Raw genomic sequence first — 20,840 nt, forward strand, 5'->3', positions numbered from 1 at the left:
ATGCGGGGCAGGAGAGCCTATGTTTGGATTCCTCAAAAAGTCTCAGGCTGCGGAACCACCCAGCGAGCAGCAGCAGGATCATCTGGCGGAATTAAGTCGCGAGAAAATAACGCAACTGGAGCAGCAGCTGGCGATTAATCCGCGTGATGGCGAAACGCAAAAACAATTAATGCTGGAATATAATCGTGCATTAAGCCTGTTTGCGAAAAGCCGTCGCTACCGCAATGAAATTGATGCGCTGTTTGTCAAAATCGATGAATTACGCAATGTGGTTCGCCAGTCGATTTAAGGAGAGCTGATGACGATTAAGCAGTTATTGCAAGAGGCAAACGCTATTCAGATTGGGATTGACGCCACGGACTGGCGTCAGGTTATCGCGCTGGCTGCCGAACCGCTGGTCAGCGGCGGTTATCTCGATGCCACCTATCCTGATGCCGTGATCGCCAATACGCTGGCCCATGGCGCTTATTATGTGTTTGAGGAGGGGATCGCCATTCCCCATGCGCGACCGGAAGCGGGGGTGATCCGCGACTGTTTCAGTCTGATCCTGCTGAATGAGCCGATCTCGTTTGAAGGCAGTGACAAGGCGGACATCGTGATTATGTTTGGCGCGCGCGACAGCAACGCGCATATCGAAGAGGGGATCCGCGCGATTGTGTCGCTGCTGGAGGATGAGGAGACGCTGGTCCGGTTACGTCAGGCCAGCAGCGTGGCGGAGGTTATCGACATTCTATGACGCAAAATACCCCCCTCAAACGCGTGGTGCTGGTTAACGGTATTCCGGCATCGGGTAAAAGCACCCTGACGCACGCGCTATCACAACATTTTGGCTGGCCGGTGCTGACACTCGACAGCCTGAAAGAGCCGTTTATGCAGGTTTTTTCCCCAGTCGATCGCCAGCGCAACCGGCAACTGGGCTGCGCGGCTTATCAGGCGATCTGGAACATCGTCGACCAGGCACCCGCCAGTCAGATCTGGCTGATTGATGCCTGGTTTGGTTTTCAGCCGCGCGCGCTGCTGGAGCAGGGACTGAAACAGGCGGGTGTCGATGAGGCGCTCGAACTGTGGCTCAGGATTGAGCCGGAGGTGGCGGTGGCGCGCTATCAGGCGCGACTGTCGCAGCGGCTGCCAGGTCATCCGGGGGCTGAGTATCTGCCGGAGCTGCGCCAGCTGGCGCACCAGGCCAGTCCGATGGCGTTGGGGCCGGTGTGTGAAGTGGATGCCTGCGCTCAGGATCTTGCGGCCGTTATCCGCTGGCTGCACCAGCAACTGACCAGAACCCGCTACACTTCAGCTCATCATCAGATGAGTGAGGAGTTGCAGGATGTCGTTACCCCCGTATCTGCAAACCGGTGAAAGCGCCGTGCTCTATGACGGCGTCTGTAAACTATGTAACGGCTGGGTTCAGTTTCTGCTGCGTCACCATCTGGCGCGGCAGGTCCGTTTTGCCTCAGTACAGAGCGAGCAGGGCAAAGCGCTGTTGCGCTGGGCCGGTATGCCGGAAGATAACATCAGCACCATTGTCTACATTGACGGTAATCAGCACTGGCTGCGGGCGCAGGCGGTGTTCCGCGTGATGCAGCATTTGCCTGCCCCGTGGCGCGGGCTGGCGGTGCTGCGCCACTTTCCCGACGCGATCAGTAATTTTGCCTACGACCGCATCGCGTTAAACCGCTATAAGCTGTTTGGCCGCTACAGCAGCCAGCACGCGATCCAACCCGATTATCCGGGTCGATTTCTGCATGAGGTGGAGACGTCCCATTAAGGTTTTACCGTCAGCAGCAGGTGGCAATGAGATCAGTGAGAACAATGATGTTATTGTTACGTTTCCTCAATGTTAATTGCTAGCACTGACAGACCACGGATAGAAGGACTTATGCCGGTTAATTTCGATCTCAATGACCTCTACGCGTTTCGCGCGCTGGTGGAGTTTGGCAATTTTCGTCTGGCGGCGGAATCGATCTGCCTCTCACAGTCCGCGCTGAGCCGCCGGATCGACAAGCTGGAAACTACGCTGGGGATCAAACTGTTTGAGCGGACCACGCGCCGCGTCACGCTGACGCTGAAGGGGCATGCGTTTGCTCAGCGCTCGGAAAAGCTGCTGGCTGATTTTGAAGAGGTGATGGCCGATCTCAGTGAAGTGAGCTTAGCCCGCACCGGTCTGATCACCGTCGCCTGTGTGCCGTCAGCTGCCTACTACTTTATGCCTAACATCATCCGGCTGTTTCAGGCGCGCTATCCCCGCGTACGAGTCAAACTGGTCGACAGCAGTGCGGCCAACGTCTATGACGCGGTGATTGGCGGTCAGGCCGATTTCGGCATCAGTTTTTCCAGCCGGTCACAGCCGGATGTGCACTTCCAGCCGCTAATGGACGATCCTTATGTGGCGGCCTGTCGGCGTGACCATCCGATAGCCGGCAAAAAGAGTCTGAGCTGGCAGGCGTTTTATCAGTATGAGTGGGTTGGGCTGGATAAAACCTCCGGCAATCGCAACCTGCTGGATCTGGCGTTGCAGGCGGTTATGCCGGAGAAGTCCTGTATCTGCGAAACCCGGCACGTGACCACCATGCTGGGGATGGTTGAGGCGGGGCTGGGCATTGCTGCCGTCCCCGCCATGTCGATGCCAGGCTACGATCACGCCCTGCTGATGGCGGTGCCGTTAACCGATCCGCAGGTGAAACGCACCGTGGGACTGCTGCGCAAGAATGGCCGGACGCTGTCGCATATCGCCAGCGAACTGGAGAATCTGATTATTGAACAGTATCAGCGACGTTAGCGGGTTTTGACGCCATTACGCTGTGCAGGCCGCTGGCGTGCACTGCCTGCTGCGCCTCAGGCGAGGCGAGCCAGTGCAGCAGCTTCGCCGCCTCGTCGGGCTGCGCTGACCTGCGTACTACGGCACCGGCAAAGCGGGTGGTGTACTGCAGCGTGTCCGGCAGTTCGCCAATAAAAGTAACGCCTGATACCGGCAGCAGCTCACTGACCTGCTGAAAGCCGATGGCGTATTTACCGGCCGCGACCTCGGAGGCCACCGGAATGCGCTCAACCTTGACCGCCTTCGCTTTCACCTGATCCTCAATGCCCAGTCGGCTGAAGAGCTGACTGCTCACATATTTGCCACTGGCGCTGTCAGAGTAGGCGATAGAAGAGGCGTTCAGCAGGGTGGTACGCAGTGCGCTTTCGCTGCCGATTTTCACTGGCGTGGCACCCTGTTTGATCACCGCACCGATGCGCGAGTCCGCCAGCTCAACCCGTGAACCCGGCAGCGTCGCCCCCTTTTTTTGCAGATCGCTTAGCGCATCACCGACCATAATCACCACATCGGCCGGTTCACCGCGCGCCAGCCGCGCCGGAATGGCCTGTGGCGTCTTGCCCATTGACGGACCGGCAACCGTGTTAATGGTGATCCCTTCACGTTCGGCAAAGCGTGGCGAGAGCGTATCCCATGCCGCTTTAAATCCGCCGGAGATCATTACCGTCAGCTCTTTCGCCTGCGCCGTGGCGCTGCCCGCCACGCTGAACAGCAGGGCAGCGTACAGCGACATCGTTTTCAGTTTCATTTTCATTTCCTCAGCTAACGGTTTTATGGACAGGTGAGACGGCACTACGGGTGCGGCGATAGAGATACAGTGTTGCGCCCAGTGCGCAGACAGCTGCGAAACTCATCCAGTAACCTGGCGAAGCTTTGTCGCCGGTCAGCTCGATCAGGCCGGTCGACATCACCGGGGTAAAGCCACCAAACAGCGCCGTTGCCAGGCTGTAGGCCAGCGAGAAGCCCGCCACGCGCACTTCCGCTGGCATGATTTCGGTCAGTGCCGGGATCATCGCGCCGTTGTAGAGGCCATAAATCATTGAAAGCCACAGCAGCACGCCCAGCATCATGGAAAAGCCCGGTGCCGCCGCCAGCATGCTCAGGGCTGGATAGCTGGTGGCGATTGCCAGCAGCGTCATGGCAACCAGGACAGGTTTGCGGCCAAAGCGGTCAGAGATCGCGCCGCCAATCGGCAGCCAGATGAAGTTAGATACCGCCACCAGCAGCGTTACCAGCAGGCTGTCAGAGGCGCTCAGCAGCAGGACTTTCTTGCCAAAAGTCGGCGCGTAAACCGTAATCAGGTAAAACGCCGTGGTGGTCATCGCGACCATCAGCATCCCGGCAATCACCACCTGCCAGTTACTGAGCAGAATGCGGAACACCTGTTTCACATCAGGATGACTGCGACGATTGCTGAACTCCTGCGTCTCTTCCAGCTTGCGACGCAGCACGAAAATAAATGGCACAATCAGACAGCCAAACAGGAACGGAATGCGCCAGCCCCATTCGCGGATGGCACTCTCTTCCAGCACCGCGTTGAGGATAAAGCCCATCGCCGCCGCGACCATAATCGCGACCTGCTGACTGCCCGACTGCCAGCTCGTGTAGAAGCCTTTGCGGCCCGGCGTCGCGATCTCGGCCAGATAAACCGACACGCCGCCCAGCTCTGCTCCCGCGGAGAAACCCTGCAGCAGTCTGCCGATCAGCACCAGCAGCGGTGCCCACAGGCCAATACTCTGGTAAGAGGGGATCAGCACGATCATAAAGGTGCCTGCCGCCATGATGGAGAGCGTGACGATCAGCCCCTTGCGACGGCCGACCTTATCGATGTACGCCCCCAGCACCACTGCGCCAATCGGGCGCATCAGGAACCCTGCACCAAACACGGCAAAGGTCATCATCAGTGAGGCAAACTCACTGCTGGCCGGGAAGAAGGTATGGGCGATATAGGTGGCATAAAAACCGAACAGGAAGAAATCAAACTGTTCGAGGAAATTGCCAGAGGTCACACGAAAAATGGCGCCAATCCTGGCGCGGTGAGTCATGGGTGAGGTTGTCTGCATCAGTAACTCCAGTAAGGTATGACGCTTTTTGCCGCGCCTGTGACTGAAGAGTGGATCAGTGCCCGGCGCTAAATAAGTGCAAAAAGGACAATGATTAATGTGCGCACCGCATGATTTTATAGGGTTACTATTTAAAAGCATTTTGATTCATAAAGTTACAGAGACTGCCGATTTTGTCGGCGTGTTATCGGCTCTGAGGTGAGTTTGCGAAAATGTGACAGAATTCATAAGCCTGTTACGGGCAGATAAGGGGATTCCGGGCAGTGTGAAGCCGCCCGTGCAGAGTCTTGCGGCAAAGGGTCTCTGAACTCAGGCGAGCCATATCGCTCCAGGCTCGCCAGGACGCTGCTGCGGTAGCCTGCGAATCAACGGGACATTTACCGCCTCGACGGTGATCCGCTCCGCTTCCAGCACGGCACGCGCCCGTTCGCCTTCCGCAACCAGAAAATGGGCATGGCTCTGCGCACCAGACGAGAAGAGGCCGCCGCCTTCCAGGCCGATTCCATTACGGCCCAGCAGCGTGGCGAGACGGGAAAGGGTGCCTGGACTATTTTGCAGGATCACATGAATATCGAACATGTTAATTTACTCCCTGTTGTGAGGCATATTCTCTGACCAGCGCGGCGATATGAATGCGATAACCGGCAAAGAGGGTTTCACGGCCTTCACGCTGTGCGGCCTGGTGGCAGAGGTTATGTTTCCAGGCCTGCACCGCGGCGTCATCGCGCCACCAGGAGAGCGAGAGTATTTTTCTCTCATCACCCAGGCTCTGAAAGCGTTCAATAGAGATAAATCCATCACTGTCCTTTAACAGCGGTCTCAGGTCAGCGGCCAGTTGCAGATAACGCATCTGGTGTTCGGGGCGGGCTTCAGCTTCAAACAGTACGACAATCATCGCTATCTTCCTTCAGACGAGAGTAAAGAGGGTGATGGCGCAAAAATAGCGGGCGGAGCCAACCGATGCTTCGGCCCGTAACGAAATATGGCTGTGCGGACGAACGTCAGCCAGGCAACGCATTCTTACGATGGAGCAGATGATATGTTCAGCGGACTCAGTGCCTTTCCCCTTACTCCCTTTGCCGAGGGTAACCCCGATGAAGCGGCCTTTCTGCGGCTGCTGAGCAGGCTGACGGAGGCAAAAGTCGACTCCCTTGGTGTGCTGGGATCAACCGGCAGCTATGCGTATCTGACCCGCACGCAGCGCAGGCGCATCGCAACGCTGGCTGTGGAACATGCAGATTCGATTCCGGTGATGATCTGCGTGGGTGCGGTAAGCACCGACGAGGTGCTGGCGCTGGCGGAAGATGCGCAGCAGGCGGGTGCCGCCGCGCTATTACTGCCGCCACTGGGTTATCAGGCATTGAAAGAGGAGGAAGTGTTCACGCTCTATGAGACCGTAACGCGTTACGCCTCGGTGCCGATCTGCGTCTATGACAATCCGGGCACAACCCATTTTACGTTTTCGGATACGCTGCTGGGCCGTATCGCTGAACTGCCTGGTGTGGGTTCAGTGAAAATTCCGGGTGTACCGGCGGAGCAATCAGTAGCGAATGATCGCCTCATGCAACTGCGCGGCACGCTGCCTGCTTCCGTGTCGGTTGGCGTCAGCGGTGATGCCGCTGCCGCCAACGGATTGATTGCAGGCTGTGATGGCTGGTATTCGGTGTGCGGCGGGCTGTTTCCGCGCGTCGCAAAAGCGATGACCGATGCGGCAGCCGCAGGCGATTATGCGAGCGTCAGAGCGCAGTCCGATCGTCTTCAGCCATTGTGGGCACTGTTCCGCCATCACGGCGGCAGTTTCCGGGTGATCAGTGCCGCAGCAGGGCTGCTGGGGCTGACTGAACGCGACTGTGTACCGCGCCCGCTGTTGCCGCTTTCTGCTGCCGATTGTCGGGAGATTGCTGACGTGCTTGCCGCTCTCGGACTCTCCTGATATCAGAAGACGTTAAACGTGGCGCACCAGATGAAAGCCTTCTTCCTCCTGCGGCGGTTCAAAATAGCGGGTAATCAGCGCGAACTGCTCCTCCGTTGCAGCAAAGGCATGTTCGCCGCTCTGATTACGGGCGTGCAGACGCGATTTACACAGTGCGTCCGGCACGTCCAGATAATGCAGGCGATGATCAGCAGAGGACGCCTCTATCACCGAGCGCATCCAGTCACGATTTGCCCGGGTGTTGGCCGGAAAATCGAGCACCACCGGGACACCCGCGTTAAGCAGCGCCACCAGATGGGGCGTCATCGCCTTCCTGAGTTTTGCCGCAACGCGCACGTAATCGGCCACTGAATGCATCTCGTCCTGGTAAAGCGCGGCGAGCCACTGATCCTCGCTGAGGACGACGTAACCGGGCAACGCGCCCAGCTGAGCCGCCAGCGTCAATTTTCCTGAAGCAATTTTGCCGCACAGCAGATGCAGTGTGGCAGGTGCAGAGGTCATGAACATGTCACTCCTTTAACAGACGGGGAATAAACCGTGCGGCCGATGTAAGACGCGTCTCGTCGATGCGCGATTCAGGCTAACAAAAGCATGGAGGGATAAGCAATGAGAGGCTGGGGGCGTGTAAGTAAACCCGCATTGACCACCCGGATCAGCATCCGTAGCTGTGGGCAATATGGTGTTGAGAACACCAGGCAATGTTTACACAGACACTAATACGCCTGAACGGCGGAATGCGGTCAGGCGTATGTGCGGAATATCGATGAACGTCCCGAAGCGTAGTGAAGCTGCGCTGAACAGCCAGCCACAGGCATCATTTTTGTGCCATCAGCAACGTCAACAGTTCGCGGCAGCACGCTTCTTCTTCGGCACTGTCCGCAGAGGCCAGATGGCGCAGCAGTTCCATGCAGCTTTTTTCTTTGCCTGCTTCCAGTAATTCCTCAATCAGAAAATTGAGTTTGTCCTGCTCAGAGGCGGCAAAGGATGATGTGAACTCATTTTTGACCGGGATGGTATGGTTCACCGGCAGGGTCAGGGTGTTTTGCATTGGCATATTATTGTCCTGTTTCGGGTTAAAAAACGCACTGATGTTGCTATTAAACTTATACAACGATCCGGTTTTTGTACAGGAATCTGCCTGAATGATTTTTAAGCCGGGGCTAAGCGCAGCGCGGCTGAAGAGGAAGTGCTGGCTAATCATTCAGTTAGGAGTGAACGGAATTTCAGAAAAATTGTACCGGTTTTAAGTTAAATCCGGCGGGCAGGGAAAAGACACAGCATTGGGCAGTTAAACAGGCGGCCCATTGGGCCGCGTGAATTATTTAGCGGCGAGGAAATCTTCGCGCTGCGGTGTAAACGTATCCAGTAACGTGCCCGCCTCAAGACAGACACAGCCATGAACCACATTGGGCGCTTTGTAGAGTGTATCTCCTGCGCCCACCTCACGCGTTTCCCCATTGATGGTGAAGGCAAAACGTCCGCTCAGCACATAGGTCAGTTGCTCGTGGGGATGGTGATGCAGCGGGCCGACAGCCTCTTTCTCAAAAATCACTTCTACCGCCATCATGGTGCCGCCGTACGCCAGCACACGGCGGGTTACGCCGTTGCCCAGATCTTCCAATGGTCGCTCTTTATGGTAGATAAACATCGCAATCCTCCTGCGGTTGCCCCTGCTGCGGTAACCGTTTTGTGATGGATCTCACAGCACTCGGGTGAATTAGTTCATGCACATTAGTGGTTTTTCACTAAAATGAAACGGTGTTTCAATTAATTTATAAGGGTAGATCATGAAAATCGCGTTAATGATGGAAAACAGCCAGGCCGCTAAAAACGTTACCGTGCTGAAAGAACTGGAAGGCGTCGCACAGCCGCTGGGCCATCAGGTCTTCAACGTCGGTATGAGCGATGAGCAGGATCACCATCTGACCTACATTCACCTCGGTATTCAGGCCAGCATACTGCTCAACAGCCAGGCCGTGGATTTCGTGGTCGCGGGCTGCGGCACCGGGCAGGGCGCGCTGATGTCACTTAATATCCATCCGGGCGTCAACTGCGGCTACTGTATCGATCCGGCGGATGCCTACCTGTTTGCCCAGATTAACAACGGTAACGCACTGGCGCTGCCGTTTGCCAAAGGGTTTGGCTGGGGCGCAGAACTGAATCTGCGCTTTATCTTTGAAAAAGCGTTTACCGGTGAGAAGGGCAATGGCTATCCGCCAGAGCGTAAAGAGCCGCAGGTACGCAATGCCGGTCTGCTGAATCAGGTTAAGGCTGCGGTGATTAAAGATAACTATCTCGACACCCTGCGCGCTATCGATCCTGAACTGGTGCGTACCGCGGTCAGCGGCCCGCGTTTCCAGCAGTGCCTGTCTGAGCATGGCAAGAATCAGGAGATCGTTGCGTTTGTGCGTCAGCTGACGCACTAAGCCATCCGATTTCACGAGGCCGGTCTGACCGGCCTTTTTTATTTTCTCTCGGCGTCCATTGCTCTTCACCTCTGCTGCGCAAGCGCCGGAGGGTTGTGGCGACTCGCCTCGACCAGCATCCGCGTATAGGGCATCGCAGCGCGATCCGCCACCAGCGTCGGCACATCCAGCATCTCCAGCACCTTACCCTGTTGCATGACCGCCACGCGATGGCAGAGATGCGCCACCACGCCCAGATCGTGTGTCACCATCAGATAGGTCAGGTTCTCCTGCTGCTGCAGATCGCTGAGCAGATTCAGGATCTCCGCCTGCACCGAGACATCCAGTGCGGAGGTTGGCTCATCCAGCAGCAGTACGCGTGGCTCTAAAATCAGCGCCCTGGCAATCGCCACGCGCTGACGCTGGCCTCCCGAAAGCTGGTGCGGATAGCGTGTCTGCCAGGCGCGATTCAGCCCGACCTTATCCAGTATCGCCACCACCCGCTGCTGGCGCTGCCCGATACCCTGAATCTGCAACGGCTCTTCAAGGATGTCGCCCAGCGTGTGACGCGGATGCAGCGAACCATAAGGATCCTGAAACACCATCTGCACCTGACGACAGCGCGCCCGATCGATGCGGTGCGCCAGCGGCTGATCATCAATGCTCAGCTCACCCTGCCAGTGAGTAAACAGTCCCGCCAGGCACTTCAGTACCGTAGTTTTGCCCGATCCCGACTCGCCCACCAGCCCGAAAATTTCACCCGGTTTCACCTGCAGATTTACGTCGAACAGCACCTGACGCTGGCGAGCGTCATCACCAAAACTCAGGCTGAGATTTTTCACATCAATCATCACGTACTCCTTAGTCCGTCAACCAGCTGGCATGACGTTGTAATACCGGCAGGCGTGTACGGCGGTGATCAAGGTCGGGCAGTGCCGCCAGCAATCCCTGGGTATAGGGATGCTGCGCGCGATCGAGTTCACTGGCGGCCAGCGACTCCACCACGCGTCCGGCGTACATCACCAGCACCCGATCGCAGAAGCTGCGCACCAGACTGATGTCGTGGCTGATAAAAATCAGCCCCAGCCCGCGCGCCTTCACCAGATTGTCCAGCAGCGCCAGCACCTGCAGGCGAACCGAGACATCCAGCGCAGAAGTCGGCTCATCGGCAATCACCAGTTCCGGCTCGGTGATCAGCATCATGGCGATCATCACCCGCTGCCCCTGACCGCCGGAAATCTCATGAGGATAGAGCTGATAAACCCGTTCAGGATCGCGGATCTGCACCTCTTCCAGCATCGCCAGCGCCCGCTGACGGGCCGCCGCTTTCTGGTCGCGATGGTGACTGCGCCAGGCTTCGGCGATCTGCTCGCCAACCCGAATCACCGGGTTCAGGGAATATTTCGGATCCTGCATAATCATGGAGATGCGTTTACCGCGAATGGCGCGCATCTGTGCCGGGCTGGCGTGCAGCAGGTCAATATCACCAAACTGCATCCGGCTCGCCTCAATGCGCGCCCTGGCCGGATGCAGGTGCAGCAGGGCGCGGCCCACGGTCGATTTACCGGAGCCGGACTCGCCGACAATCGCCAGCTTCTCCTGTCCGAGCTGAAAGGAGACGCCGCGCACCGCCGGGGTGATCTGGCGTCCGTTAACAAAGTTCACGTGCAAATCGCGCACGTCGAGCAACGGCGAGGCGTTACTCACTGCGGGGATCGAGCAGGTCACGTAGGCCATCTCCTAAGAAGTTAAATGCCAGGCTGTTAATCAGGATCGCCAGACCGGGCACGGTCACCACCCACCAGCACTCCAGCATGTAGGTGCGGCCGCTGGCGATCATCGCGCCCCATTCCGGGTCCGGCGGCTGCGCGCCCAGCCCGAGAAATCCCAGCCCGGCGGCGGTAAGAATAATGCCCGCCATGTTCATGGTGATGCGGATAATCACCGACGGCAGGCAGAGCGGAATAATGTGCTTCCAGAGCACCCGCAGCGGCGACGCACCCTGTAAACGCACCGCCGAGATAAAGTCCGCCTGGCGCAGTGACAGCGTTTCAGCGCGCGCCAGACGGGCAATGGGTGGCCAGGCGGTGAGGGTAATTGCAATCACCACATGCTCCAGACCCGGACCCAGCGCCGCCACAAACGCCAGCGCCAGTACCAGGCTGGGAAAGGAGATGAAGATATCGGTGACGCGCATCAGCACGCCATCGACTTTGCCGCCAAAGTAACCCGCGGTCACGCCCAGCAGCAGGCCCAGCGGCCCGACGGTCACTGAGACCAGCAGCACGATGTAGAGCGTGATGCGCGCCCCCCACACCAGACGGCTGAAGATATCCCGGCCAAACTCATCAGTGCCGAACCAGTGGGCCGCACCGGGCGGCATCAGGGCGTTGTCCAGATCCTGAATCAGCGGGTGATGCGGTGCGATCCAGGGGGCAAACAGCGCTACGATGCAGAGCAGCAGCACAATGCCACCGCCGATGGCGGTCAGGGGATTACAGGCCATGCGCCAGAGGAAAGTGCCGCAGCGGGCAGCAAACCGCCGACAGCGCGCCAGCCGCTCGCGGGAAGGACTGACAGACGCAGCATCAAACGAGATAGTCATACTTTGGTCCTCGGATCGAACACCTGATAGAGCAGGTCGGAGATCAGGTTAAGCAGCACAAAGATCAGACCCACCACCAGCACGCAGCCCATTACCGCATTCATATCGCCCAGCATCAGGCTGCCCGTGAGATAGGAACCAAAACCGGGCCAGGAGAAGACTGTTTCAATCAGCACGGCACCCTCCAGCAGCGAGCCATAGGCCAGCGCCACTACGGTCAGCAACTGCACCAGGATATTGCGGAACGCGTGCTGCCAGATAACCTGCCATTCGGTCAGACCTTTGACCCGCGCGGTCAGAATGAACTCCTGCGACAACTGCGCGAGCATAAAACTGCGCGTCATCCGGCTGATGTAAGCCATGGAGTGAAAGCCGAGCAGCGAGGCGGGCAGCACCAGATGATTCAGCGCATTCCGGAACACCTGACCGTTGCCCGCCAGCAGGGCATCAATCAGCATAAAGCCGGTACGGCGCGGCACGATGCCATCCAGGCTGAAGTCCACACGTCCTGCACCGCCAACCCAGCCGAGATGGGCATAGAAAAGCAGCAGCCCCATCATGCCAACCCAGAAGATCGGCGTGGAGTAACCGGCCAGGCTGAGCATCCGTACCAGATAGTCGATGCCGCTGTTACGCCGCGCCGCCGCCAGCACGCCCAGCGGGACGCCCAGCCCTGCGCCAATCACAATTGCCAGCGTGGCCAGCTCAACCGTGGCGGGAAAGACGCGCAGAATGTCATGCACTACCGGCTGGCCAGTGAGCAGCGCGTGGCCCAGGTCGCCATGCAGCAGCGCATTGAGATAGATGCCAAACTGCACCCACAGCGGTTTATCAAAGCCAAGCTGGTGGTAGACCTGCTGATAGGTGGCCTGGTCGGCGTCGGGGCCGACTATCGCCAGCACCGGATCCAGCGGCATCACCCGGCCAATAAAAAAGGTCAGCAGCAGCAGGCCGAACAGCGTAATTAACACCTGCATCGCGCGATGGCTGATGCGGCGGCACTGATTTCGTGTCAGGGTCATCATCATGGTGTGCCTCCCGCCAGGGCTTCAGGCGTTTTCCAGACGTCGCGCAGGAAGGTCGTTGCAGAAGGATGCGGCTGATACGCCTGCACACGGTTACTGACCACCACGGAGTCGAGCATTTGTGAAATCGGCATCAGCGCAGGCACCAGCTGGTCATAGCGTTGCTGGATAGCGAAATAGGCCTGCTGCTGGCGGGTTTTGTCGCGTTCCACCAGCGCCTGATCGATCATGCGGTTGAGCTGCGCGTCGTAGAAACCGGTTCGCCAGCCCTGGAAGTTGGTCAGCCGGGCGCTGTCGGCATTGTTCGGGTTGTAGACCAGCGCGCGCAGGCTGGAGTGGGGGTGCGGCTCGACGCCGCTGCCACCGCGTCCGACCAGCAGGCTGAACTGGCGATCGCGCATCGCGCCATAAATCTGGTTGCCGGTGCCGGTAATGATTTTTGCCCGGATGCCGCCCTGCAGCAGCGTTGACTGAATGGCGATGGCGATATTCAGGAACGGCTGATCGGCCAGCACCCGCAGCGTAGTGTCGAAGCCGTCCGGATAGCCGGCTTCAGCCAGCAGCGCACGGGCGCGCGGCACATCAAGCCGGTAACCGGGATCGGGCAGCGTGGCGGGCATCCCCGCCTGAATCGGGCGCTGATGCAGTTCGCCGTAGCCGGTCATCAGACTTTTGTTAATGCCCTGGTAATCGACCAGGTAGCGGACCGCCTCACGCACGTTGTTATTGTCGAAGTGCGGATCTTTCATGCTCATCGCCAGGTAGTAGATTGTCCCTTTTCTGACGGCATTAATAGTGAGGTCGGGATCGTGACGCAGGGCGCGCACGTCGGGGATCGCCATGTTGCTGGCGATATCAAGATCGCCTTTCTGCATCATCAGCCGCAGGGTCTGCGATTCCTGCAGGTGACGGAACACCACCCGCGACATCTTCGCCTCACCGCGCCAGTAGTCTGTCGCGCGACTCATGCGCAGCACATCTTTTGCCTGCCAGACATCCAGCCGGAACGGACCGGAACCCGCTTCATGCGTGGTGAGCCAGCGGTTGCCCCAGTCGCCATCGACTTCATGCTGCTGCACCGTTTTGCGGTCCAGCACCACCATGCTGCCCAGCGCCGCCAGCGAGTAGATCACCAGCTGCGGATCGTTGGGTTTAGGCAGGGTGATCACCAGCGTGCGGTCGTCGGGGGCGGTGACCATCTGGTCCACATTGTCGCGGCTGAAACCGTAGGACTTCCACACCGACGCCTGCGCCAGATTCAGATGCAGCACGCGACGCATAGACCAGACCGCATCGGCGCTGGTGAGCGGATTGCCGGAGTGAAACCTGACGTTGTCGCGCAGGTGAAAGGTCAGGGTGCGGTTATCCGGGCTGACTGACCAGCGTTCCGCCAGCGCCGGGCGTACTTCGGTGAGCTGCTGCGGATTCAGCTCCACCAGGCCGTCATAGAGATTCACCACAATACCGACCACCTCGTTGCCGGTCATCGCGGCCGGATCCAGGGTAAGCAGGTTGTTCATGTTCATGCCGACGATCAGCTGGTCATCCGGGGTCTTTGCCTGGATTGACGCGCTGCCCGTGAGCACCAGCAGCGTGATCAGCCACGCGCCACATCGTTGTGTCAGGGTCATAGGTAAAGTCCAGCAGGTCAGAGGTTTTTCCCGTTTACCGCATCATCAGGGCTACGCGGCAACGGGGTTATTATTGTTTGCCGTACTTCATTACCAGCGGTTCAGCGTGTGGGTCTCAATCCAGCTGAAGTTGATATCCTCTCCCAGCCCGCTGCGGGTGGGCAGGGTGACAAAGCCCCGATCGTCCATCGGATCAATCAGGCTGTTGAGATACGCAGGCGGCGTCTCATAATCCAGGAAGGGATGCAGCAGGCCGCGCTCATACCAGCGGCAGTTACGAATTGCCCCGACTACCGCCAGGCTGGCTGCGCCGTTGCCGTGAACTTCGCAATCCATGCCAAAGGCTTCCGCCAGACTGGCCACTTTCATCGTGGCGGAGATGCCGCCTACGCCATTGGCCCCGGCACGCAGAATGTCGCAGGCGCCAGCACGGACCCAGTCGGCACGGCTGTGATGTTTGCCGCCCAGGCTCTCCGGGCCGAGCACGTCGATAGAGAGGTTGTCCGCCAGCCAGGCGTAAGAGGCCATGCTCTCTTCCTCCATCGGCTCTTCAAACCAGGTGAAGTTAAGCTTCTCCAGCGCCTTGCCGATGGTCAGCGCGTCACTGCGGCTGTACCAGTGGTAGCCGTCCAGCATCAGTGCGATATCCGGGCCAACCGCTTCACGCACCGCGGTGCAGGCTTTGATATCCATGGCCGGGCTGGGCGCAAAGGCGACCGGGGGCATCCAGGTGTGCAGCTTGATTGCCCGATAGCCGCGTGCCACCAGCTTCTCCGCGAACTGTGCGTACTCATCCGGCGTCGATAAACCGCCGCTCATTTCGTCGCCACACATGGTGCTGCCGTAAGCCGGGATCTTCTCGCGATAGCCGCCAAGCAGCTTATGCACCGGCTGTTTCAGCCTGCGCCCAATGAGATCCCACAGCGCCTGCTCAACAGCGGAGAGCGCACGCTCGGTGAGCTGATGGGCGCTGCCGCGCTGCCAGTGCACCAGATCCTGCCATAGCCGCTCGCGGTCAAAGGCGTTCTGACCGATCAGCACCTTGCGGAAGAAGGCGTTAACGACATGAGATCGCACCACTTCAGGCGGCGCAAAGGCGTAGCCGCAATCGCCATCCTCGCTGCTGAGGGTCAACAGCGCCATCTGCGCATCATTTTCCGGGCCGGGATGGGAGTGGCCGGCGCTGTCGGCAACGCGCCGGGTAGGATAGGTAAAGAGGGTGACATCTATGGCGCTGATCTTCACGGTTATACTCCTGTGGCTGGCTTTCCTGATGGATTATTAAAACGCTGTTTCATTTTTAATCTAGCCTTCACAATTCATTAACGCATTGGCCAAATCGATACGATTAATGGCTAATATGTGTGCAGTCGCCCAGGGTGTTGTGAGCATATTCACGAAAGCTGTCCGTTTTGTGAGCAGCAACACGCTGCGCTTTACCCTGATCCGGATCCCGGTTCATGGCCACTTAACTCATTAACCTCGCCGCAAAAAACATTTAACCGGATGACTTCCCCTGAACGCCGTTTTAGGTGATAGTAACGCCGCTTTACATTAATAATTCTCATTATCATTTGTGCGGGTTTTCATCATGAAAAAATGGTTTTTAGCGCTGGGGTTGCTCACACTGGCAGGGACGGCTTCGGCCAAAATGATTACCGATGTCGCAGGCCGTCAGGTTGAGGTGCCGCAGGAGGCAAAGCGCATCATTCTGGGTGAGGGCCGTCAGATCTATCTGCTGGCCGCATTTGATACCGACGCCCCGTTTAAACGGGTGATTGGCTGGCGTGATGATCTCCACAAAGCGGACTGGGACGGTTATCAGGCCTATGAAAAGCGTTATCCGGAAATTAAAAAATTACCGACCTTCGGCGGCGCGAAAGATGGCACTTTCAACGTCGAGCAGGCATTAACCCTGAAACCCGATCTGGTGCTGATGAATCTGGAGTCGAAAGCGGCGACTGATGAAGGCAAGCTGATTGAAAAATTGCAGGCCGTGGGTGTGCCGGTGGTGTTTATCGATTTCCGAGAAGCGCCGATGGTGAATGCTGAGAAAAGTATCCGCATCATGGGCGAACTGGTGAACAAGCCGGCGCGTGCCCAGGAAATTATCACCTTCCGCCAGCAGCAGATTGACCTTGTGACTTCGCGCCTGAAGAACTTTACCGGCTACCGCCCGAAAGTGATGATTGATCGCGCAGGCGGCTACAGCGACGAGTGCTGCATGTCGTTTGGCAATGAAAACTTTGGTCAGATGGTGGAGATCGCGGGCGGTCGCAACATCGCGAAAGACCTGATCCCTGGCACCTTTGGCACCGTTAACCCGGAGCAGATTATCGCCAGCCAGCCGGACGTGGTGGTGGTAACCGGCGCGAACTGGAAGAACTACAACACCGTGGGCAAATGGGTTGGCGTCGGTCCGGGTGCCAATGTCACCGACGCGACGGCGCGTCTTAAGGCGCTGATGATGCGCGATGCCTTTAAAACCCTGCCGGTGGCACACAACGGCAACGTCCACGCTATCTGGCATCAGTTCTATGACAGCCCGTATCAGTTTGTGGCGATTCAGACGCTGGCGAAATGGCTGCATCCCGATCTGTTTGCCGATGTCGATCCGGATGCCACTTTCCGCACGTTCCACGAGAAGTTTCTGCCGCTGCCTTACCAGCCAGGCTACTGGGTCACTTTACCCGCTGATAAGCCCTGACTGACCGGCGATGACAGGGACGTCATCCGCCTGATTTGCAATTCCTCCTGAATAAACCCTCTGTTTCTCTTCAGATTTACTAATATTTTACAGGCGCGGGGTCGGTTGCTCTGAGCAGCGCGACATCTGACCTGGTCCGCATTCACGTTAAAAATGGAGAGAAACATGCGCAATACCTTGGGAAGATCGGCGTTTGCCGTGACGCTGTATGCTCTGCTGGAGCCGGTACCGCTGGGCTTTTTTGTGGCGGCCTGGCTGTTTGACATTCTCTACATGCAGACCTTTGTGCAGTTCTGGACGGATGCCGCAGGCTGGCTGATTGCGCTGGGACTGATACTGGCCATCGTGCCACGTCTCATTGCACTGGTTTATCTGTTTCGCGGCAGTGACAGCGCGGAAAAGGGCCATTTCTGGCTCTGGCTGGTGGCCATCATCATCGCTATCGTCAATGCATTTATTCACAGCCGTGATGCCGCCGCGGTGATTCCGTTGGGCGTAACGCTCTCGACGCTGGTAGTAGCGCTGCTGCTGCTGGCGAATGTGCAACTTGCGTTACGTCAGCGTAGCGCTTAAGGAGGAGCCACCATGAACATACCGCATAAAACGCTGCTCGCGCTGACCCTGACCGCATTGCTGGCAGGCTGTGATGATGGTGCGCTGGTCGATCCGCAAAAGCAGATCGGACCGAACCCCGAACTGCCGCAGGCGCAGAATTTCTTTATGCCGCCGATGCAGGTGCCGGAAGGGACGCCGTGGAAAGCCGGGGAAATGCCAAAAGTGGCTGACGGGCTGAAGATTGAAAAGATTGCTGAGAATCTGCAGCATCCGCGTCAGGTCTACGTGCTGCCAAACAATGATGTGCTGGTCGCGGAATCCAACGGCCCCTCAAAACCGATCACCCGACCTAAGCAGTTGATTATGGGCATTGTGCAGAAAGCGTCAGGTAAGGGCGGCGCAGGCGGCAACCGCATTACGCTGCTGCGCAACGTCAATGGCAAATGGGAGCAGCACCGCTTTATCGAGAATCTGCACTCGCCGTTTGGCATGCAGTTGATTGGGAATACGCTCTATGTGGCGAATGCTGACAGCCTGGTGAAGTTCCCCTATCGCGAAGGGGACACGGAGATCCGCACCGCACCTGAAGAGGTCACGGAGCTGCCGGGCGGACCGATTAACCACCACTGGACCAAAGCGCTGTTAGCCAGCCCTGACGGCAGCAAGCTCTATGTCGGTGTCGGATCCAACAGTAACGTCACCGAAAACGGCATTGGCGCAGAGTATCGCCGGGCAGCGGTGCTGGAGGTGGATGCGGCCAGCGGTGCCAGCCGTATTTACGCCAGCGGTCTGCGCAATCCGACTGGCCTGCAGTGGGAACCGCAGAGCGGCAAGCTGTGGGCGGTCGTCAACGAGCGTGATGAAATCGGCTCCGATCTGGTGCCGGACTACATGACCTCGGTGCAGGATAAAGGTTTCTACGGCTGGCCCTATAGCTACTTTGGTCAGCATGTGGATACCCGTGCCGAACCGCAGCGTCCCGACCTGGTTGAGAAGGCGATCAAGCCGGATTATGCCCTGAGTTCGCATGTCGCGCCGCTGGGCCTGTTGTTCTACGGTGATGACAACATGCCGCAGTACCGTGGTGGTGCGTTTATCAGCGAGCATGGCAGCTGGAACCGGACGCCGCTGAATGGCTACAAAGTCGTGTGGGTGAAGTTCGAAAACGGCAAGCCGGTGGGTCAGCCGCAGACGGTGGTCTCAGGCTTCCTGACGGACGATGAAAAGCAGGTCCGTGGTTTGCCGGTGGGTCTCGCCAGCGATAAACAGGGCGGCGTGCTGATTGCTGACGACGCAGGGAACACCATCTGGCGTATCAGCGCCGCGAAGTAAGTTCTGCGCGGGTTGAGTTATCGCCCTAAAACAGGCATAAAAAAAGGATTTGGCATCTCGCCAAATCCTTTATTTTTTTGTTCGCTTCCCGGCTGGTAACCGCGTTGCGAACGAGGTGCTCAGCACTCTCCACAAACAAGATTGTAAAATGTGCGGCTAAGGATTTCAAGTTTCGCCAAAATACTGTATGTTTATACATGTGTTGAGTGTTGAGCATCGCCTCATTGTCGACTGGCCGCTCCCAGGGGCACGGTTTTAAAATCCCGGCAGGCATCAGGTGGTGCTGGCCTGTGGCTTTAACCATGAGTGCCGCTCAGCCCTCTCCACAAAGATGTGCTTAGGCGCCCGGCGGGTAGAGTCAAAGCCCTGGTTGCCGAACAGCGCGCTCCTGAAAAAGGAGAAGGAAAGTGATGGAACTGACTAAGCTGATTCTGGATCTTATCCGGGTCATCTTGCAGATCATCGTTGCCCTTATGCAACTGACCGGTCACGCAGGTTAACCGGAACTTGAAACAAGGCGGAGCTAACCACTCCGCCTTTTTTCTGTGTCAATTCTCTGTCATTAAAGGTGGGTATGGTGGTGCGGCAAAAGCACGCCGCCGGGGTGTTGCTTATCCTGACCGGGAGTAATATGTCCATTGCCGCCGCTATGCCCGCCCGATTAACGCACACCTGGATTGATGAAAGTGTACGGATGCGGGAAACCACCGTGGGTCAGCAGTGTGAGATCCTGGCGCACAGCACGCTGGAATACAGTGAGCTGGGTGACTTCTCCTATGTCGGCGAGCACTGCTGCCTGGCCGACACACAGGTGGGGCGTTTCTGCGCCATTGCCAGTCAGGTGCGTATCGGTGCGCCGAATCATCCTATGGAGCGCGCCTCGCAGCATCGCTTTACCTACTGCCCGGAGTATTATCATCCCGACGCGCGGCGCGATCAGAGCTTCTTTGCTGCCCGTCGTGCCGATCGGGTGGTGATTGGCAATGATGTCTGGATCGGGCACGGCGTCATTGTGCTGCCCGGCGTCACTATTGGCGATGGCGCGGTGCTGGCCGCGGGCGCAGTGGTAACGAAAAACGTTGCGCCCTACAGCGTGGTGGGCGGTGTTCCGGCCCGGCCATTGCGGGTCCGGTTTACGCCTGCGATTGCCGCCCGCCTGCAGCGCATTGCCTGGTGGAACTGGCCACTGGAGAAACTGCTCGCGAATCTGCCCGACTTTCAGCACGGTAACATCGAAGCGTTCTGCCAGCGTCACGAAGGTTAATTATCCTCCCGGGCCATTCTCCCGCTGACTGAGGGCGTGCCGGCCTATTTAAAAAAGAGCCAGCCCGCCACGCTAAGCAGTCCCAGGGTCAATACGACAAACACTTCGCCGCGGGCAAAAGCATTCTCCCGGTGCTGCTCGTCATTTCGAATATCATGAAAACGCGCCAGCGCACGCTTTTCATCAGGGGCGGTGACTTCTTCAAACTGTTTCTCGTAGCCGCTCTGTGACAGCTGATCCATACCCGCGCTGTCGCTTCTCTCCAGCACAGTAATCTGGTGACCCTTTTTAAAAAAACAATACTCTGGCATGTGCTCCTCCTGGAACAGGGTGGCTGTGAGAAATAACCTATATGAACCGGCAGGGCGTTGTATACCAAAGTCTTCAGGCAGCAGGTTCAGACGTCGCCCGCCGGAGGGGGCGCCTGTCCCGCAGGGCAACTATCACGCACCGCGCCGATCTGCGCTTTGTCCCGCCCGGAGAACGCCACCGGGTCATCGGTAATAAG

24 protein-coding genes and 1 pseudogene are annotated in these 20,840 nt (G+C 58.0%); 11 read left to right on the forward strand and 14 right to left on the reverse strand.

What is annotated here, in order from left to right; genetic code table 11:
* Window positions 1-19 precede the first annotated feature (19 nt).
* The 5 genes from AC6I8J_RS09045 (at window position 20) to psrA (ending at window position 2,776) form a co-directional block, all read left to right on the forward strand.
* Window positions 20-289: a hypothetical protein gene (locus AC6I8J_RS09045; protein ID WP_222924048.1), complete on the forward strand. Its 270-nt coding sequence runs from the start codon at window positions 20-22 to the stop codon at window positions 287-289.
* 9 nt (window positions 290-298) lie between these two features.
* Window positions 299-736 (forward strand): PTS sugar transporter subunit IIA, encoded by a 438-nt coding sequence (locus tag AC6I8J_RS09050; RefSeq protein ID WP_033732648.1) that lies wholly within the window; start codon window positions 299-301, stop codon window positions 734-736.
* Window positions 733-1,356, forward strand: coding sequence for a P-loop nucleotide/nucleoside kinase family protein (locus AC6I8J_RS09055; protein ID WP_161732373.1), 624 nt, complete (start codon window positions 733-735; stop codon window positions 1,354-1,356). Before AC6I8J_RS09050 ends, AC6I8J_RS09055 begins: the two co-directional genes overlap by 4 nt.
* A complete protein-coding gene (locus tag AC6I8J_RS09060; protein WP_161732371.1) occupies window positions 1,325-1,765 on the forward strand; it encodes a thiol-disulfide oxidoreductase DCC family protein in 441 nt (146 codons plus the stop codon). Before AC6I8J_RS09055 ends, AC6I8J_RS09060 begins: the two co-directional genes overlap by 32 nt.
* A 111-nt stretch (window positions 1,766-1,876) precedes the next feature.
* Window positions 1,877-2,776: an L-proline-binding transcription factor PsrA gene (gene psrA / locus AC6I8J_RS09065; RefSeq protein WP_161732369.1), complete on the forward strand. Its 900-nt coding sequence runs from the start codon at window positions 1,877-1,879 to the stop codon at window positions 2,774-2,776.
* Here the strand turns inward: psrA and AC6I8J_RS09070 are convergent.
* From AC6I8J_RS09070 to AC6I8J_RS09085, 4 genes and pseudogenes are all read right to left on the reverse strand, one after another.
* Window positions 2,751-3,560: a substrate-binding domain-containing protein gene (locus AC6I8J_RS09070; RefSeq protein ID WP_222924046.1), complete on the reverse strand. Its 810-nt coding sequence runs from the start codon at window positions 3,558-3,560 to the stop codon at window positions 2,751-2,753. The genes psrA and AC6I8J_RS09070 overlap by 26 nt on opposite strands.
* A 10-nt stretch (window positions 3,561-3,570) precedes the next feature.
* Entirely contained in the window at window positions 3,571-4,875 is a 1,305-nt protein-coding gene (locus AC6I8J_RS09075; RefSeq protein ID WP_371876301.1) for an MFS transporter, read from the reverse strand.
* 321 nt (window positions 4,876-5,196) lie between these two features.
* A pseudogene (locus tag AC6I8J_RS09080) lies at window positions 5,197-5,454 on the reverse strand (amino acid-binding protein); the annotation flags it as partial.
* A gap of 1 nt (window position 5,455) precedes the next feature.
* A complete protein-coding gene (locus AC6I8J_RS09085; protein WP_161732365.1) occupies window positions 5,456-5,770 on the reverse strand; it encodes an antibiotic biosynthesis monooxygenase family protein in 315 nt (104 codons plus the stop codon).
* A 144-nt stretch (window positions 5,771-5,914) separates the two neighbouring features.
* Here AC6I8J_RS09085 and AC6I8J_RS09090 point away from each other — a divergent pair, with 144 nt between their 5' ends.
* The gene (locus AC6I8J_RS09090) at window positions 5,915-6,808 is read left to right on the forward strand and encodes a dihydrodipicolinate synthase family protein (protein ID WP_260058173.1); all 894 of its coding nucleotides are present in this window, start codon (window positions 5,915-5,917) and stop codon (window positions 6,806-6,808) included.
* Between the two features lie 12 nt (window positions 6,809-6,820).
* Here AC6I8J_RS09090 and AC6I8J_RS09095 read toward each other — a convergent pair whose 3' ends face one another.
* The 3 genes from AC6I8J_RS09095 to AC6I8J_RS09105 all read right to left on the reverse strand — a co-directional run bounded on the left by AC6I8J_RS09095 (window position 6,821) and on the right by AC6I8J_RS09105 (window position 8,456).
* A complete protein-coding gene (locus AC6I8J_RS09095; RefSeq protein ID WP_161732362.1) occupies window positions 6,821-7,315 on the reverse strand; it encodes a P-loop nucleotide/nucleoside kinase family protein in 495 nt (164 codons plus the stop codon).
* A 307-nt stretch (window positions 7,316-7,622) separates the two neighbouring features.
* Window positions 7,623-7,862: a hypothetical protein gene (locus tag AC6I8J_RS09100; protein ID WP_013357838.1), complete on the reverse strand. Its 240-nt coding sequence runs from the start codon at window positions 7,860-7,862 to the stop codon at window positions 7,623-7,625.
* A gap of 264 nt (window positions 7,863-8,126) precedes the next feature.
* Entirely contained in the window at window positions 8,127-8,456 is a 330-nt protein-coding gene (locus tag AC6I8J_RS09105) for a cupin domain-containing protein (RefSeq protein WP_161732360.1), read from the reverse strand.
* A gap of 139 nt (window positions 8,457-8,595) precedes the next feature.
* Between AC6I8J_RS09105 and AC6I8J_RS09110 the strand changes: the two genes are divergently transcribed.
* A complete protein-coding gene (locus AC6I8J_RS09110) occupies window positions 8,596-9,234 on the forward strand; it encodes an RpiB/LacA/LacB family sugar-phosphate isomerase (RefSeq protein ID WP_161732358.1) in 639 nt (212 codons plus the stop codon).
* 65 nt (window positions 9,235-9,299) lie between these two features.
* On the opposite strand, the gene AC6I8J_RS09115 is transcribed toward AC6I8J_RS09110, so the two are convergent.
* The 6 genes from AC6I8J_RS09115 to AC6I8J_RS09140 form a co-directional block, all read right to left on the reverse strand.
* The gene (locus tag AC6I8J_RS09115; protein ID WP_161732356.1) at window positions 9,300-10,064 is read right to left on the reverse strand and encodes an ABC transporter ATP-binding protein; all 765 of its coding nucleotides are present in this window, start codon (window positions 10,062-10,064) and stop codon (window positions 9,300-9,302) included.
* A gap of 10 nt (window positions 10,065-10,074) precedes the next feature.
* Entirely contained in the window at window positions 10,075-10,941 is an 867-nt protein-coding gene (locus tag AC6I8J_RS09120; RefSeq protein ID WP_161732553.1) for an ABC transporter ATP-binding protein, read from the reverse strand.
* The gene (locus AC6I8J_RS09125) at window positions 10,913-11,818 is read right to left on the reverse strand and encodes an ABC transporter permease (protein ID WP_161732354.1); all 906 of its coding nucleotides are present in this window, start codon (window positions 11,816-11,818) and stop codon (window positions 10,913-10,915) included. The genes AC6I8J_RS09120 and AC6I8J_RS09125 overlap by 29 nt, the downstream gene beginning before the upstream one ends.
* Entirely contained in the window at window positions 11,815-12,846 is a 1,032-nt protein-coding gene (locus AC6I8J_RS09130; RefSeq protein ID WP_202604864.1) for an ABC transporter permease, read from the reverse strand. Before AC6I8J_RS09130 ends, AC6I8J_RS09125 begins: the two co-directional genes overlap by 4 nt.
* Window positions 12,843-14,474 (reverse strand): ABC transporter substrate-binding protein, encoded by a 1,632-nt coding sequence (locus AC6I8J_RS09135; protein ID WP_161732352.1) that lies wholly within the window; start codon window positions 14,472-14,474, stop codon window positions 12,843-12,845. The genes AC6I8J_RS09130 and AC6I8J_RS09135 overlap by 4 nt, the downstream gene beginning before the upstream one ends.
* Window positions 14,475-14,564: 90 nt before the next feature.
* Complete coding sequence (locus AC6I8J_RS09140) at window positions 14,565-15,719, reverse strand: mandelate racemase family protein (RefSeq protein ID WP_161732350.1); 1,155 nt, start codon at window positions 15,717-15,719, stop codon at window positions 14,565-14,567.
* A gap of 346 nt (window positions 15,720-16,065) precedes the next feature.
* Between AC6I8J_RS09140 and AC6I8J_RS09145 the strand changes: the two genes are divergently transcribed.
* The 4 genes from AC6I8J_RS09145 to AC6I8J_RS09160 all read left to right on the forward strand — a co-directional run bounded on the left by AC6I8J_RS09145 (window position 16,066) and on the right by AC6I8J_RS09160 (window position 20,332).
* Entirely contained in the window at window positions 16,066-17,181 is a 1,116-nt protein-coding gene (locus tag AC6I8J_RS09145; protein WP_161732348.1) for an ABC transporter substrate-binding protein, read from the forward strand.
* A 165-nt stretch (window positions 17,182-17,346) separates the two neighbouring features.
* The gene (locus AC6I8J_RS09150; protein WP_013357848.1) at window positions 17,347-17,754 is read left to right on the forward strand and encodes a DUF2231 domain-containing protein; all 408 of its coding nucleotides are present in this window, start codon (window positions 17,347-17,349) and stop codon (window positions 17,752-17,754) included.
* Window positions 17,755-17,766: 12 nt separating this feature from the next.
* The gene (locus AC6I8J_RS09155; protein ID WP_161732345.1) at window positions 17,767-19,068 is read left to right on the forward strand and encodes a PQQ-dependent sugar dehydrogenase; all 1,302 of its coding nucleotides are present in this window, start codon (window positions 17,767-17,769) and stop codon (window positions 19,066-19,068) included.
* Between the two features lie 631 nt (window positions 19,069-19,699).
* Entirely contained in the window at window positions 19,700-20,332 is a 633-nt protein-coding gene (locus AC6I8J_RS09160; protein WP_497825282.1) for a DapH/DapD/GlmU-related protein, read from the forward strand.
* A 44-nt stretch (window positions 20,333-20,376) separates the two neighbouring features.
* On the opposite strand, the gene AC6I8J_RS09165 is transcribed toward AC6I8J_RS09160, so the two are convergent.
* On the reverse strand, window positions 20,377-20,643 hold the full coding sequence (locus AC6I8J_RS09165; RefSeq protein ID WP_161732341.1) for a hypothetical protein: 267 nt from the start codon (window positions 20,641-20,643) through the stop codon (window positions 20,377-20,379).
* Between the last annotated feature and the right edge of the window lie 197 nt (window positions 20,644-20,840).

Source organism: Pantoea sp. X-Soil-ISGK-355 (assembly GCF_059730805.1).